The 13198-nt window shown below is 61.0% G+C and carries 12 protein-coding genes; 9 read left to right on the top strand and 3 right to left on the bottom strand.

Going from position 1 to position 13198, the window contains the following annotated elements; genetic code table 11:
* Positions 1-67 precede the first annotated feature (67 nt).
* The 3 genes from lpdA to lipA all read left to right on the top strand — a co-directional run bounded on the left by lpdA (position 68) and on the right by lipA (position 2874).
* Positions 68-1531: a dihydrolipoyl dehydrogenase gene (gene lpdA, locus ACQY1K_RS09735; RefSeq protein WP_430257215.1), complete on the top strand. Its 1464-nt coding sequence runs from the start codon at positions 68-70 to the stop codon at positions 1529-1531.
* 70 nt (positions 1532-1601) lie between these two features.
* Positions 1602-1847: a GlsB/YeaQ/YmgE family stress response membrane protein gene (locus ACQY1K_RS09730; RefSeq protein WP_062456372.1), complete on the top strand. Its 246-nt coding sequence runs from the start codon at positions 1602-1604 to the stop codon at positions 1845-1847.
* 37 nt (positions 1848-1884) lie between these two features.
* A complete protein-coding gene (lipA, locus tag ACQY1K_RS09725) occupies positions 1885-2874 on the top strand; it encodes a lipoyl synthase (RefSeq protein WP_062580989.1) in 990 nt (329 codons plus the stop codon).
* Between the two features lie 27 nt (positions 2875-2901).
* Here lipA and ACQY1K_RS09720 read toward each other — a convergent pair whose 3' ends face one another.
* A complete protein-coding gene (locus ACQY1K_RS09720) occupies positions 2902-3099 on the bottom strand; it encodes a hypothetical protein (RefSeq protein WP_062580987.1) in 198 nt (65 codons plus the stop codon).
* Between the two features lie 305 nt (positions 3100-3404).
* Here ACQY1K_RS09720 and ACQY1K_RS09715 point away from each other — a divergent pair, with 305 nt between their 5' ends.
* Positions 3405-3857, top strand: a complete 453-nt coding sequence (locus tag ACQY1K_RS09715; RefSeq protein WP_062456381.1) for a type II toxin-antitoxin system RatA family toxin — start codon at positions 3405-3407, stop codon at positions 3855-3857.
* Between the two features lie 11 nt (positions 3858-3868).
* On the opposite strand, the gene ACQY1K_RS09710 is transcribed toward ACQY1K_RS09715, so the two are convergent.
* Positions 3869-4366, bottom strand: a complete 498-nt coding sequence (locus tag ACQY1K_RS09710) for a CinA family protein (protein WP_430257214.1) — start codon at positions 4364-4366, stop codon at positions 3869-3871.
* Positions 4363-5586, bottom strand: coding sequence for a bifunctional 2-C-methyl-D-erythritol 4-phosphate cytidylyltransferase/2-C-methyl-D-erythritol 2,4-cyclodiphosphate synthase (locus ACQY1K_RS09705; protein ID WP_430257213.1), 1224 nt, complete (start codon positions 5584-5586; stop codon positions 4363-4365). The genes ACQY1K_RS09710 and ACQY1K_RS09705 overlap by 4 nt, the downstream gene beginning before the upstream one ends.
* 147 nt (positions 5587-5733) lie before the next feature.
* On the opposite strand from ACQY1K_RS09705, the gene dusB reads away from it, so the two are divergent.
* The 5 genes from dusB (at position 5734) to ACQY1K_RS09680 (ending at position 13198) form a co-directional block, all read left to right on the top strand.
* Positions 5734-6756 carry a tRNA dihydrouridine synthase DusB gene (dusB, locus tag ACQY1K_RS09700; protein WP_430258966.1) on the top strand — a complete coding sequence of 341 codons (1023 nt, stop codon included), beginning with the start codon at positions 5734-5736 and terminating at the stop codon, positions 6754-6756.
* Entirely contained in the window at positions 6753-7898 is a 1146-nt protein-coding gene (locus ACQY1K_RS09695; RefSeq protein WP_092660713.1) for a two-component system sensor histidine kinase NtrB, read from the top strand. Before dusB ends, ACQY1K_RS09695 begins: the two co-directional genes overlap by 4 nt.
* Positions 7898-9349 carry a nitrogen regulation protein NR(I) gene (ntrC, locus tag ACQY1K_RS09690; RefSeq protein ID WP_430257212.1) on the top strand — a complete coding sequence of 484 codons (1452 nt, stop codon included), beginning with the start codon at positions 7898-7900 and terminating at the stop codon, positions 9347-9349. The genes ACQY1K_RS09695 and ntrC overlap by 1 nt, the downstream gene beginning before the upstream one ends.
* 218 nt (positions 9350-9567) lie before the next feature.
* Positions 9568-11844 (top strand): ATP-binding protein, encoded by a 2277-nt coding sequence (locus tag ACQY1K_RS09685; protein WP_430257210.1) that lies wholly within the window; start codon positions 9568-9570, stop codon positions 11842-11844.
* Entirely contained in the window at positions 11834-13198 is a 1365-nt protein-coding gene (locus ACQY1K_RS09680) for a sigma-54-dependent transcriptional regulator (protein ID WP_062456399.1), read from the top strand. Before ACQY1K_RS09685 ends, ACQY1K_RS09680 begins: the two co-directional genes overlap by 11 nt.

Raw genomic sequence — 13198 nt, 5'->3', positions numbered from 1 at the left:
CACATCGGCAGGCCGCGTATCGATGGTCGCCGCAGACACAGACTTGAAAAGACAAAGGCAGGAAACAATGGCTCAGTCCTACGATCTCATCGTTATCGGCGCCGGTCCGGGCGGTTATATCGCCGCGATCCGTGCATCCCAGCTGGGCATGAAGGTTGCCGTCGTCGAGCGCGAGCATCTGGCCGGCATCTGCTCCAACTGGGGCTGTATCCCGACCAAGGCGCTGCTTCGGACAGCCGACGTGCTGCATACCGCGCAGCATGCCAAGGATTACGGCCTGACGCTGGAAGGCACGATCAAGCCTGACGTTAAGGCGGTCGTTGCGCGTTCGCGCGGCATTGCCAACCGCATGAACAGCGGCGTCGGCTTCCTGTTCAAGAAGAACAAGATCGATATCATCTGGGGCGAAGCCAAGGTCACCAAGCCGGCATCCGGTTCGCAAATGGCCGAAATCGTCGTCGGCAAGATCACCAAGGAGATCGTGCAGCCTCAGGGTCCTGTTCCCAAGAACACACTGGGCGAGGGCACCTACACCGCCAAGCACGTCATCGTCGCCACCGGCGCCCGTCCGCGTGCGCTGCCGGGTATCGAGCCCGATGGCAAGCTGATCTGGACCTACTTCGAGGCGATGAAGCCCGAAGAGCTCCCGAAGTCGCTGCTGGTGATGGGGTCTGGCGCGATCGGCATCGAGTTCGCGTCCTTCTACCGCACCATGGGCGTCGATGTGACCGTGGTCGAGATCATGAGCCAGGTCATGCCGGTCGAGGATGCCGAAATTTCGGCCTTCGCCAAGAAGCAGTTCGACAAGCAGGGCATCAAGATCCATCTCGAAGCCAAGGTCGCGAAGGTCGAGAAGGGTGCAAACTCGATCACGGCCACGATCGAGAAGAAGGACGGCACGTCGGAGAAGATCACCGCAGACCGGATGATCTCGGCTGTCGGCGTGCAGGCCAATATCGAGAATATCGGCCTTGAGGCTGTCGGCGTGAAGACCGACCGCGGCTTCGTCGTCATCGACGGCTACGGCAAGACCAATGTCGAAGGTATCTACGCGATCGGCGATGTCGCAGGCGGTCCGCTGCTTGCCCACAAGGCCGAGCATGAAGCCGTCGTCTGCATCGAGAAAATCGCCGGCCTGCCCAACGTCCACGCCATGGACAAGAGCAAGATCCCGGGCTGCACCTATTGCAACCCGCAGGTCGCGTCGGTTGGTCTGACGGAAGCGAAAGCCAAGGAGCAGGGCCGCGAGATCCGCGTCGGCCGCTTCTCGTTTGCGGCAAACGGCAAGGCCGTGGCCCTCGGCGAGGACCAGGGCATGGTCAAGACGATCTTCGACAAGAAGACCGGCGAGCTCATCGGTGCGCATATGGTCGGGGCGGAAGTGACCGAACTGATCCAGGGCTTCGTCGTCGCCATGAACCTCGAGACGACGGAAGAAGACCTGATGCACACCATCTTCCCGCATCCGACGATTTCGGAATCGATGAAGGAAAGCGTCCTTGACGCCTATGGCCGCGTCCTGAACGCTTAGGTCTTAGCGCCGATTGCATATGGGCGGCTTGCCGCCCATATCTGCTGAAGAGGTTTGAACGGAGTAAGTCATGGGCGTGGGCTGGTTTGCAGCGATCATCATCGGAGGCCTGGCAGGCTGGCTTGCCGGCAAGCTGATGGATATGCGCTTCGGCATCTTCATGAATATCGTGATCGGCATCGTCGGCGCGGTGATTGCCAACGCGATCTTCAATGCGGCCAACATCCATGTCGCCAGCGGTTGGCTGGGTTACCTCGTGCAGGGTTTCGTCGGCTCGTGCATTTTGCTATTTGTCGCAAAACTCGTCAGGCGTTGACGGTACCCGCATTCAAAGCGGTTGAGGACAGTTATTTATGGTCACCATTCTCGACAGGATAAACCTCATCACCCCTGCAACGGGCGATGAGAAGCGTGTCCGCCATCCGGAGAAGGCGCATCGGCCCGATACCGAAGTGCTGCGCAAGCCCGAATGGATCCGTGTCAAGGCTCCGGTTTCTAAGGGGTATCAGGAAACCCGCTCGATCGTGAAGGAGCACAAGCTCGTCACTGTTTGTGAAGAAGCGGGTTGCCCTAATATCGGCGAGTGCTGGGACAAGAAGCACGCCACGTTCATGATCATGGGCGAGATCTGCACGCGCGCCTGCGCGTTCTGCAACGTCTCGACAGGAAAGCCGAACGCGCTCGACCTGTCAGAGCCCGAGAATGTCGCAAAGGCCGTCAAAGAGATGGGCCTCAGCCACGTCGTCATCACCTCGGTCGATCGTGACGATCTGGCCGATGGCGGTGCGGAGCATTTCGAGAAGGTGATCTGGGCAATCCGTGCGGCGTCACCGCTGACGACGATCGAGATCCTGACGCCGGACTTCCTCAAGAAGCCGGGCGCTCTCGAGCGCGTCGTTGCGGCAAAGCCCGACGTCTTCAACCACAATATGGAGACGGTTCCTGGCAACTACCTGACGGTTCGCCCCGGTGCGCGGTATTTCCACTCGGTTCGTCTGCTGCAGCGGGTGAAGGAACTGGATCCGACGATGTTTACCAAGTCGGGCATCATGGTCGGCCTCGGCGAAGAGCGCAACGAAGTGCTGCAGCTGATGGACGACCTGCGGACCGCCGACGTCGACTTCCTGACGATCGGCCAGTATCTGCAGCCGACCCGCAAGCATCATGCGGTGATGAGTTTCGTGACGCCGGAGGAGTTCAAGTCCTACGAGACCGTGGCCTATACGAAGGGCTTCCTGATGGTGGCGTCCAGCCCGCTGACGCGGTCGTCGCATCACGCAGGCGATGATTTCGCCCGTCTGCGCGCCAATCGCGCCCGCAAGCTGCTCGCAGCAGCGGTGTAATCCGCACTTCTGCGGTCTGGCGGCCGATCACTCGGCCGCTTGAATCTTCTCGATCTTATCCTGGTTCTTGTCCTGCCCGCGGCGGCGCTCGCGCAGCGTCGTGCGATGTCCGCGTGTCTCGGCTTTCGCCATTTCCACAAAATAGGCGAGCATGGGGAGCTGGTTCATATCGGCCAGTTGCTTGGCGGATTCGAGCAGCTTGATCATTTGCGTGAAGTCATCCATGGAATGCGTCTTTCCGACAGGTAAAGGCCAGTCATCTCCCGTGAAGCGTTATACGCAGGATTGATCCCGCGGATCATTACAACTTCATTGCTGAGACATTAAAATTATTTAATCTTTGGGCCTCCCGTTATCGAGCCGAGCGGCGACGTCCCAGATATGCCTTGAAGCAACAACCCGCCAGAGGGCGGGGCCATTTTTTTGGACGACAGCGAGAGCGCAGGATTTGGGCGCGCCTGATGTTGAAATCGCACCGACATATGCGTCAGCTTCTTGATCTTCTGCCTGTGCGCGATTAACTCCACGACATGCCCAAGTTCGAAATACGCCGCCCCGTCAAGCATAGTCCCGAGAAGATGTACGCGCTGGTCGCCGACATCGAGAAATATCCGGAATTCCTGCCGCTTTGTGAAGCGCTGTCGATCCGTTCCCGCAAGGAACGCGACGGCAAGGAGTTGCTGCTTGCCGACATGACCGTCGGCTACAAGGCGATCCGCGAGACTTTTACGACACAGGTGCTGCTGCATCCGGCGGAGCAGGCGATCGATGTCAAATATATCGAAGGTCCGTTCAAGTATCTCGATAACCGCTGGCGGTTCGAGCCGGCGACGGACGGTTCCGACGGTTGCACCGTTGCCTTCTTCATCGACTACGAATTCAAGAGCATGATTCTCGGCGCCCTGATGGGCTCGATGTTCGACCGCGCCTTCCGCATGTTTGCCGAAGCGTTCGAAGCACGCGCGGACAAGATCTACGCCTAATTGGGGTCAGTTCAGTCCGCCGCCTCCAGCAGCATGTCCAACGCTGTCATGATTGTCGCAATCCGGATCTCGGTCCGGCCGATGTCGCCATAGCGCATCTCCCGGTGCAGGATCTTTCCGTTCCGGCCGCGCGCTGCGAGATGGACCAGCCCGACTGGCTTTTCGGCCGAGCTGCCGCCGGGGCCTGCTATGCCTGTTACGGCAACCGCGAGACCGGCGCGGGAGCGGAACAGGGCGCCAGTTGCCATCAGCAGGGCAGTTTCCCTTGAGACGGCGCCGTGTGTTGCAAGCACCGACGAGGGCACTCCCAGCATGTCTGTCTTCGCGTCATTGGTATAAGTGACAAATCCGCGATCAACGACCGCCGACGACCCGGCGATTTCGGTCAGCGCGCCTGCGATCAGGCCGCCGGTGCAGGACTCCGCCGTCGAGACCATCAGCTTGCGCGCCGAAAACGTCTCGATGATGCGCCGGGCCTGTGCCTCGATATCATCAGGAAAGAGGCTCATGCCCGCACCGATCCGAACACCACGGTGGCTGTGGCAATCGCTGCGATCCCCTCGCCACGGCCGACAAAGCCGATCTTCTCGTTGGTCGTCGCCTTGACCGAACAGCGGTCGAGCGAGATGCCGAGAATTTCGGCAAGCTTTTCGCGCATTTCCTGACGATGCGGACCGATCTTGGGGGCTTCCGCGATCAGCGACACATCGGCATTCATGATGGTGCCGCCGTGCTCGCGCACGATCTTCGCAGCATGTTCGAGAAAGATCCGTGAGGCCGCGCCCTTCCACTGCATATCGGAGGGCGGGAAGTGGTCGCCGATGTCGCCGGCGCCGCAGGTGGCGAGCAGCGCGTCGGTGAGCGCATGCAGCGCCACGTCGGCATCCGAATGGCCGCTCAGCTTCTGATCGTGCGGAATGAAGATGCCGCAAAGCGTCACGCCGTCGCCGGCCACAAGCTGGTGGACGTCGTAGCCATTGCCGGTGCGAACATCCGGCAGATAGTGTGCGGCAGGTTTGTCCTGCGTGAGTTTCTCGTCAGCCATATCGATATCCCGCTTCAGCGTCAGTTTGATATTGTCGACGGAGCCTGCCACGAGCGTCACGGCAAGGCCCGCCCACTCGGCGATGGAGGCATCGTCGGTGAAATCGTCGCGGCGAAGGGCTGCTGCCTTTTCATGCGCGGTGCGGATTTCCGAGAGACGGAAGCTCTGCGGTGTCTGGGCCGCATAAAGCCCCGACCGCGATACCGTCTCATGCACCAGCCCATCCGAACCGCCGCGCTTCAGCGTGTCGGTCACGGCCATCGCCGGCAGAATTCCGTCCTTGCCCGCGGCAAAGCCGTCTGCAATGCGATCCAGCAGCACGTGGTCGACGAAAGGGCGGGCCGCGTCATGGATCATCACGTGGGTCGCCTCCGTTGCCGCAATCGCCCGCAGGCCCTCGTAGACGGAGCGCTGCCTTGTATCGCCGCCGAAGGTGACAATGATGTTCTCGGCTCCGCCAAGTCCGTCCGTCGAGGCGGCGTAGAGCGCCTCGTCTTCCGGGTGGATGACCACGACGATCGGGCCGCTCTTTGGCCAGGTCAGAAATTTCTGCAGCGTATGATGAATGACTGGCAAGCCACCGATACGGCGATATTGTTTTGGCCCGTCTCCCGGCGCACCCGCACGCTCTCCGCGGCCAGCGGCCACGATGACGATGGCTATCTTGAAGATCTCGCCGTCCATGAGCCCTCGGAAATTGGTGGGAGGTTGACAGCCGCAGAACTATAGGACCAAAAGCCTTAATTCCAGCACGTCGCTTAAAAATAACGCAGCTCGTGAATTGCCCTTGGCAAACGCATGACTCCTGAATAAAAATAGTGCAGAAGAATTATCTGCCCGAAAGATCATCATTTGTCGCTCCCTGATCTATCCTCATCTTTTCATATCGGGCCAGTCGCCATCCGTAATCGGGTCGTCCTGGCGCCGATGTCCGGCGTGACCGATCTGCCGTTCCGCACCCTTGCCTGGCGCCACGGAGCAGGTTTGGTCGTGACCGAGATGGTTGCGAGCCGCGAGCTGGTGATGAACCGGGAGGAATCCTGGTCGCGGCTGCAGGGGACAGGGATTACGCCGCATATGGTGCAGCTCGCCGGTCGCGAGGCGCACTGGATGGCGGAAGCGGCAAAGATTGCCGAAGCCAATGGTGCCGATATCATCGACATCAACATGGGCTGTCCGGCAAAAAAGGTGACCGGTGGCTATTCCGGTTCCGCGCTGATGCGCGATCCCGATCACGCACTGTCGATGATCGAGGCGACCGTCAAGGCGGTCAACGTGCCGGTCACCGTCAAGATGCGGCTCGGCTGGGACGAGAATACCATCAACGCACCGGAAATCTCACGCCGTGCCGAACAGGCAGGTGCCCGGATGATCACCATTCATGGCCGCACCCGCATGCAGTTCTACGAGGGCAAGGCGGACTGGGATGCCATTCGTGCCGTTCGCGATGAAATCTCGATACCTCTGATCGCAAATGGCGATGTCGAGACGCCGGAAGATGCGGCCGAGATCATCCGGCGTTCAGGCGCCGATGCGGTCATGGTCGGACGCGGTGCGCAGGGTCGTCCCTGGCATATCGGTTGGCTTGCCGGCGCTTCTGCACCGGGCCGTGAGGAGATGGCTGTCATCGTCGTGGAACATTACGAAGCGATGCTGGAGCTTTATGGCCGCGAGGCCGGGCTTCGACACGCGAGGAAACATCTCGGCTGGTATCTCGACCGGTTCGCGCCGAACCTGCCGGCAGATCAGAAGGGCGCAATCATGATCTCGAAGGACTCGACCGACGTTTCGAAAAGAATGTCGTCGGCACTGCTCGACGATGCGTTCGATGAGTCGCGAAGGAAGGCAGCATGACCAAGTCTCCCGCACCCGATGCCGCGCAGGGGCAAGCGCTGGCCATGGCGGTTCTCAATTCCGTTCAGAACCCCGTCATTCTTGTCGATGCCGATGGCAGGGTCGCATTCGCCAACTGGGAAGCCGAGTCGTTCTTCGGCTCCAGCGCCTCGCATCTGGCCAAGAACACGATCTCGAGTTTCATTCCATTCGGAAGCCCACTTCTCGCGCTGATCGATCAGGTGCGCGAGCGCAAGGCGCCCGTCAACGAGTACCGGGTCGACCTGTCGTCACCGCGGCTCGGACAGGAAAAGCTGGTCGACCTCTATGTGGCGCCTGTCGTCAGCGAACCGGGGTCTGTCGTCGTGGTGTTCCAGGAACGCTCGATGGCCGACAAGATCGACCGCCAGCTGACACACCGGGCCGCAGCGCGATCCGTCACCGGCCTTGCGTCGATGCTGGCACATGAGATCAAGAACCCGCTATCCGGCATCCGCGGCGCGGCCCAGCTCCTCGAGTCGGTCGTGCCGGACGAAGACCGCTCTCTGACCCGGCTGATCTGCGACGAGACCGACCGGATCGTGTCGCTGGTCGACCGTATGGAAGTGTTCTCCGACGAGCGTCCGATCGACCGGATGCCGCTCAACATCCACTCCGTGCTCGATCATGTGAAGGCTATCGCCAAGGCGGGGTTCGGACGCGACATCAAAATCGCGGAAATGTACGATCCGTCGCTGCCGCCGGTCTATGCCAACCGCGACCAGCTTGTTCAGGTGTTTTTGAACCTCATCAAGAATGCCGCCGAAGCGGTCGGTGACCAGCCGGATGCGGAGATCATGCTGACCACCGCCTACCGTCCGGGCATCCGCCTGTCGGTTGCCGGCACGCGGGAGAAGATCTCGCTGCCGCTGGAATTTTGCGTCATCGACAACGGTCCGGGCGTCCCGGCCGATATCCTGCCGCATCTGTTTGACCCCTTCATCACCACCAAGACGAACGGTTCCGGCCTTGGTCTGGCGCTGGTTGCTAAAATCATCGGTGCCCATGGCGGCATCATCGAATGCGACAGCCAGCCGCGCCGGACGATATTCCGCGTTCTTATGCCCATGCACAAGGAAGAAGGCGGCGATGGCCGCGCCTTGAACTTCACAGGAAGCGATTAATGACTGCCACGATCCTTGTCGCAGACGACGACGCAGCCATCCGCACGGTACTCAACCAGGCGCTGACCCGCGCCGGTTATGATGTCCGCATCACATCGAATGCCGCAACGCTATGGCGCTGGATTTCCGCCGGCGAGGGCGATCTTGTCGTCACCGACGTGATCATGCCGGACGAGAACGCGTTCGACCTCCTGCCGCGCATCAAGAAGGCGAGGCCGGATCTTCCGGTACTGGTCATGAGCGCCCAGAACACGTTCATGACCGCCATCAAGGCCTCGGAGAAGGGCGCTTACGACTATCTGCCGAAGCCGTTCGACCTCACCGAGCTGATCGCCATCATCGGCCGGGCGCTGGCCGAGCCGAAGCGCAAGCCGGCCCGCCTCGACGACGATACGCAGGACGGCATGCCGCTGGTCGGCCGTTCGACGGCGATGCAGGAAATCTACCGCGTTCTGGCGCGTCTGATGCAGACCGACCTGACGCTGATGATTACCGGCGAGTCGGGCACCGGCAAGGAACTGGTCGCCCGCGCCCTGCATGACTACGGCAAGCGCCGCAACGGCCCGTTCGTCGCCATCAACATGGCGGCAATTCCGCGCGATCTGATCGAGTCGGAACTGTTCGGCCACGAAAAGGGAGCCTTCACCGGCGCCCAGAACCGCTCGACGGGCCGTTTCGAACAGGCCGAGGGCGGCACGCTGTTTCTCGACGAGATCGGCGACATGCCGATGGATGCTCAGACACGGCTTCTTCGTGTTCTGCAGCAGGGTGAATACACGACGGTCGGTGGCCGTACGCCGATCCGCACCGACGTCCGCATTGTTGCCGCGACAAACAAGGATCTGAAGCAACTCATCAACCAGGGTCTGTTCCGCGAGGACCTTTACTATCGCCTCAACGTCGTTCCGTTGCGCCTTCCGCCGCTCCGAGACCGCGCCGAAGATATTCCCGATCTCGTCCGTCATTTCATGCAGATGGCGGAAAAGGAGGGCCTCGACGGCAAGCGTTTCGAGACGGAAGCGCTGGATGCGATGAAGGCCTATGCCTGGCCGGGCAACGTCCGCGAGCTGGAAAACCTCGTGCGCCGCCTGATGGCGCTTTATCCACAGGAGGTGATCACCCGCGAGATCATCGAAACGGAGCTTCGCTCCGATGTGCCGGATAGCCCGATCGACAAGATGACGGCCCGTTCAGGGTCTCTCACCATTGCCCAGGCGGTCGAAGAGAACATGCGGTCATACTTCGCCGGTTTCGGTGAAAACCTGCCGCCGCCAGGTCTTTACGACCGGGTTTTGACAGAAATGGAGTATCCGCTGATTCTTGCCGCGCTGACTGCCACCCGTGGCAACCAGATCAAGGCAGCAGATCTTCTCGGCCTCAACCGCAATACGCTGCGGAAGAAGATCCGCGAACTGGGCGTTTCGGTCTATCGCAGCTCGCGCGGCGCATAGTCCTGTCATTTCCGTTCGCCACAATCGCTTGACACTTCTGCTTCATCGTTGCATTTTCGCCACAAAGCGTTGCTTAAACATCACGCAGATTTACGCTTCAGGCTGAGCATCCAGGCTTGGCCCGAGCAGCGCGAGTTTTCGTTGCAAATGAATGACTGGCGTCTGCGTCCGGATGAGATATCCGCACCGGCCACGCCACGAAGGCCGGGGTTTTAACGATGACGGATGGCGCTGCAACGCAGTCGGCCGAAACGGAGCCGGCAGCTGTAGTCCACGATCGGCGTGCATCCTTCGCGCTGCCGGGCCTGCTTCTTGCCGGTGGTGCACTGATCTGCGCCACACTGACGCTGTTCGTGCTGCTGGGCGTGACGCCGGTCGCGCCGACGACCAATGTCGTGATCGCGTCCGCCGCGATCAACTCGCTGTTCATTCTCGGCCTTGTCTACCTGATCGGCAGAGAGGTCGGACGACTGGTAAAGGCCAGACGTCGTGGGCGTGCGGCGGCCCGTCTGCATGTGCGCATCGTCGTGCTGTTCTCGTTCGTGGCGATCACGCCCGCCGTGCTGGTTGCGATTTTCGCCAGCCTGACGCTGAGCGTCGGTCTCGATCGCTGGTTTTCGCTTCGCACGCAGTCGATCGTGCAGTCGTCGCAGGACGTTGCACGAGCCTATATGATGGAGAACGCAAGTTACCTTCAGGGCCAGACCGTCTCGATGTCGAACGATCTCGAGCGGAACCGCGCGATGTATTATCTCGACCGGACCGGTTTCATCGACCTTCTGACCCGTCAGGCGCGGGGCCGTGGTCTGCTCGGCGCCTTCCTGGTGCAGGAGGATGGCCAGGCGGTCGCACAGGCTGATATCAAGACGGAGAAGCCGCTTCCGGCCATTCCCCAGGACGCGCTCAAAAGTGCTGCATCCGGCCAGCCGACGCTGATCCCACCGGGCATCACCAACCTCGTCGGTGCCGTCATCAAGATCGATACGATCCCGGGCGCCTTTCTCTACACGATCCGGGCCGTCGATCCGCGCGTGATGAACGCGATGCGGCTGATGGAGGAGAACACCGCCGAATACAAGGCGATGGAAGCCGGCCGCATGTCGCTGCAGGTCGCCTTCGCCGTGCTCTATCTCGGCTTTGCGCTGATCGTGCTTCTCGCCGCCATCTGGGCCGCCATCGCGGTTGCCGACCGTATCGTGCGGCCGATCCGGCTGCTGATCAGTGCGGCAGACAGCGTCGCCACCGGCAATCTCAACGTGGTCGTCCCGGTTCGCACTGTCGACGGCGACGTGGGCAGCCTTTCGCGCACCTTCAACAAGATGATCTCGGAGATCCGCAGCCAGCGCGATGAAATTCTCGAGGCCAAAGACGAGGTCGACGATCGCCGCCGGTTTATCGAGGCGGTGCTGTCGGGCGTGACCGCTGCCGTCATCGGCGTCGAGGCCGACCGCCGCATCACCATCGTCAATCCGACAGCGGAAGACTTTCTCGGTGCGCCTGCCGAGGAGCTGATGGGCAAGACGTTGGATGACGTGGCGCCTGAGATCGATCATGTACTGACCGAGGCGACCGCCCGCTCGCGCGGTGATTTCCGCAAGCAGGTCAACCTGATGCGCAACGGGACCGAGCGGACCCTGTCCGTGCAGGTCACCCGTGAAGAGCAGCGTTCGCCGCAGGATGCCTACGTTATCACGCTCGACGACATTACCGACCTCGTGATCGCGCAGCGTTCCACCGCCTGGGCGGATGTGGCGCGACGTATCGCGCACGAGATCAAGAACCCGCTCACTCCGATCCAGCTTTCCGCCGAGCGCCTGAAGCGCCGCTACGGCAAGCAGATCGACGCCAGCGACCGGGCTGTGTTCGACCAGTGCACCGATACGATCGTGCGCCAGGTGGGCGATATCGGCCGCATGGTCGACGAATTCTCCTCGTTTGCCCGCATGCCGAAGCCGGCCAAGGAAGATGCGGACCTGCGCGATATCCTGCGCGATGCCATCTTCCTGCGCGAAATGGGTGAGACACATGTGGACTTCATTCGCGAGCTCGGAGATCAACCGCTGAAAGGTCTGTTCGATGCCCGCATGCTGGGCCAGGCTTTCGGAAATCTCGTCAAGAATGCTGTCGAGGCGATCGAGGCGGTGCCGAGCGATCAAGAGCGCGACGGCCGCAAGATCATGGTTCGTGCTGCTCTCGAAAAAGGCCGGGACACGTTCGTCGTCGATATCATCGACAACGGCAACGGACTGCCGACCGAAAACCGGCACCGCATTCTGGAGCCTTACATGACGATGCGCGAGAAGGGCACGGGCCTTGGCCTCGCGATCGTCAAGAAGATCATCGAGGAGCATGGCGGACAGCTGGAGCTGCACGATGCCCCCAACGATTTCGATCATGGCAAGGGCGCCATGATCCGGGTGCTGCTGCCGCATGTCGAGCGGGTGGCAAAGCCCAACACAGATAATAACGATAGGGAACTGGCATATGGCATCTGATATTCTTGTCGTCGATGACGAGGCCGACATTCGTGACATCGTTTCGGGGATCCTGTCCGACGAGGGCCATGAAACGCGAACGGCCCACGATGCGGACAGCGCACTTGCGACGATATCCGACCGTGTGCCACGGCTCGTTTTTCTCGATATCTGGATGCAGGGATCACGTCTCGATGGGCTCGCGCTCCTCGAGGAGATCAAGTCCCGTCATCCGGACCTTCCCGTCGTCATGATTTCCGGTCACGGCAATGTCGAGACGGCGGTATCAGCCATCAAGCGCGGTGCCTTCGACTTTATCGAAAAGCCGTTCAAGGCCGATCGGCTGATCCTGATTGCGGAGCGGGCGCTCGAAAACTCCAAGCTGAAGCGCGAAGTGACAGAGCTGAAGCGCCGTACCGGGGATGCTGCCGAACTCGTCGGCACGTCGGTTGCCGTGTCGCAGCTTCGCCAGACGATCGAGAAGGTATCGCCCACCAACAGCCGCATCATGATCCTTGGCCCATCCGGTTCCGGCAAGGAGCTGGTGGCACGGATGATCCACAAGAAGTCCTCGCGTGTGACGGGTCCTTTCGTAGCGTTGAACGCTGCAACGATCACGCCTGACCGCATGGAGATCGCGCTGTTCGGGACCGAAGGCGGGCCTGGCCAGCCCCGCAAGATCGGCGCGCTGGAAGAGGCGCATCGCGGTATACTCTATCTCGACGAGATCGGTGAAATGCCGCGCGAGACACAGAACAAGATCCTGCGCGTGCTTGTTGATCAGCAGTTCGAGCGCGTCGGCGGTTCCAAGCGGGTCAAGGTGGATGTGCGCATCATCTCGTCGACAGCCCTCAATCTGGAGAGCCTGATTGCCGAAGGGGCGTTTCGCGAGGATCTCTATCACCGCCTCGCGGTCGTGCCGGTCAAGGTACCGGCGCTTGCCGAACGGCGGGAGGATATTCCGTTCCTGGTCGATATGTTCATGCGCCAGATCTCCGAGCAGGCCGGCATCCGCGCCCGCAAGATCGGTGACGATGCCATGGCCGTGCTGCAGGCGCATGACTGGCCCGGCAACATCCGCCAGCTGCGCAACAATATCGAACGGCTGATGATCCTTGCCCGTACCGACGGTCCTGATACGGCGATATCAGCGGACATGCTGCCACCCGATCTCGGCGACATGCTGCCGAAAGTCTCATCGAAGGGCGATGTCCACATCATGACGCTGCCGCTGCGTGAAGCGCGCGAAATGTTCGAACGCGACTATCTCGTCGCGCAGATTAACCGCTTCGGCGGCAACATTTCGCGCACCGCGGAATTCGTCGGCATGGAGCGCTCGGCGCTGCATCGCAAGCTGAAGTCGCTGGGCGTGTAA

The organism is Neorhizobium sp. IRS_2294, assembly GCF_050500145.1.
GTDB lineage: Bacteria > Pseudomonadota > Alphaproteobacteria > Rhizobiales > Rhizobiaceae > Neorhizobium > Neorhizobium soli.
The sequence above is the reverse complement of the archived record's forward strand: the minus strand, read 5'-3'. Positions and strand labels throughout refer to the sequence as shown.

Bases quoted from the DNA above. Each gene is read 5' to 3' on its own strand.
- lpdA (WP_430257215.1), top strand. From the start codon at position 68: ATGGCTCAGTCCTACGATCTCATCGTTATCGGCGCCGGTCCGGGCGGT.
- ACQY1K_RS09730 (WP_062456372.1), top strand. From the start codon at position 1,602: ATGGGCGTGGGCTGGTTTGCAGCGATCATCATCGGAGGCCTGGCAGGC.
- lipA (WP_062580989.1), top strand. From the start codon at position 1,885: ATGGTCACCATTCTCGACAGGATAAACCTCATCACCCCTGCAACGGGC.
- ACQY1K_RS09720 (WP_062580987.1), bottom strand. From the start codon at position 3,099: ATGGATGACTTCACGCAAATGATCAAGCTGCTCGAATCCGCCAAGCAA.
- ACQY1K_RS09715 (WP_062456381.1), top strand. From the start codon at position 3,405: ATGCCCAAGTTCGAAATACGCCGCCCCGTCAAGCATAGTCCCGAGAAG.
- ACQY1K_RS09710 (WP_430257214.1), bottom strand. From the start codon at position 4,366: ATGAGCCTCTTTCCTGATGATATCGAGGCACAGGCCCGGCGCATCATC.
- ACQY1K_RS09705 (WP_430257213.1), bottom strand. From the start codon at position 5,586: ATGGACGGCGAGATCTTCAAGATAGCCATCGTCATCGTGGCCGCTGGC.
- ACQY1K_RS09695 (WP_092660713.1), top strand. From the start codon at position 6,753: ATGACCAAGTCTCCCGCACCCGATGCCGCGCAGGGGCAAGCGCTGGCC.
- ntrC (WP_430257212.1), top strand. From the start codon at position 7,898: ATGACTGCCACGATCCTTGTCGCAGACGACGACGCAGCCATCCGCACG.
- ACQY1K_RS09685 (WP_430257210.1), top strand. From the start codon at position 9,568: ATGACGGATGGCGCTGCAACGCAGTCGGCCGAAACGGAGCCGGCAGCT.
- ACQY1K_RS09680 (WP_062456399.1), top strand. From the start codon at position 11,834: ATGGCATCTGATATTCTTGTCGTCGATGACGAGGCCGACATTCGTGAC.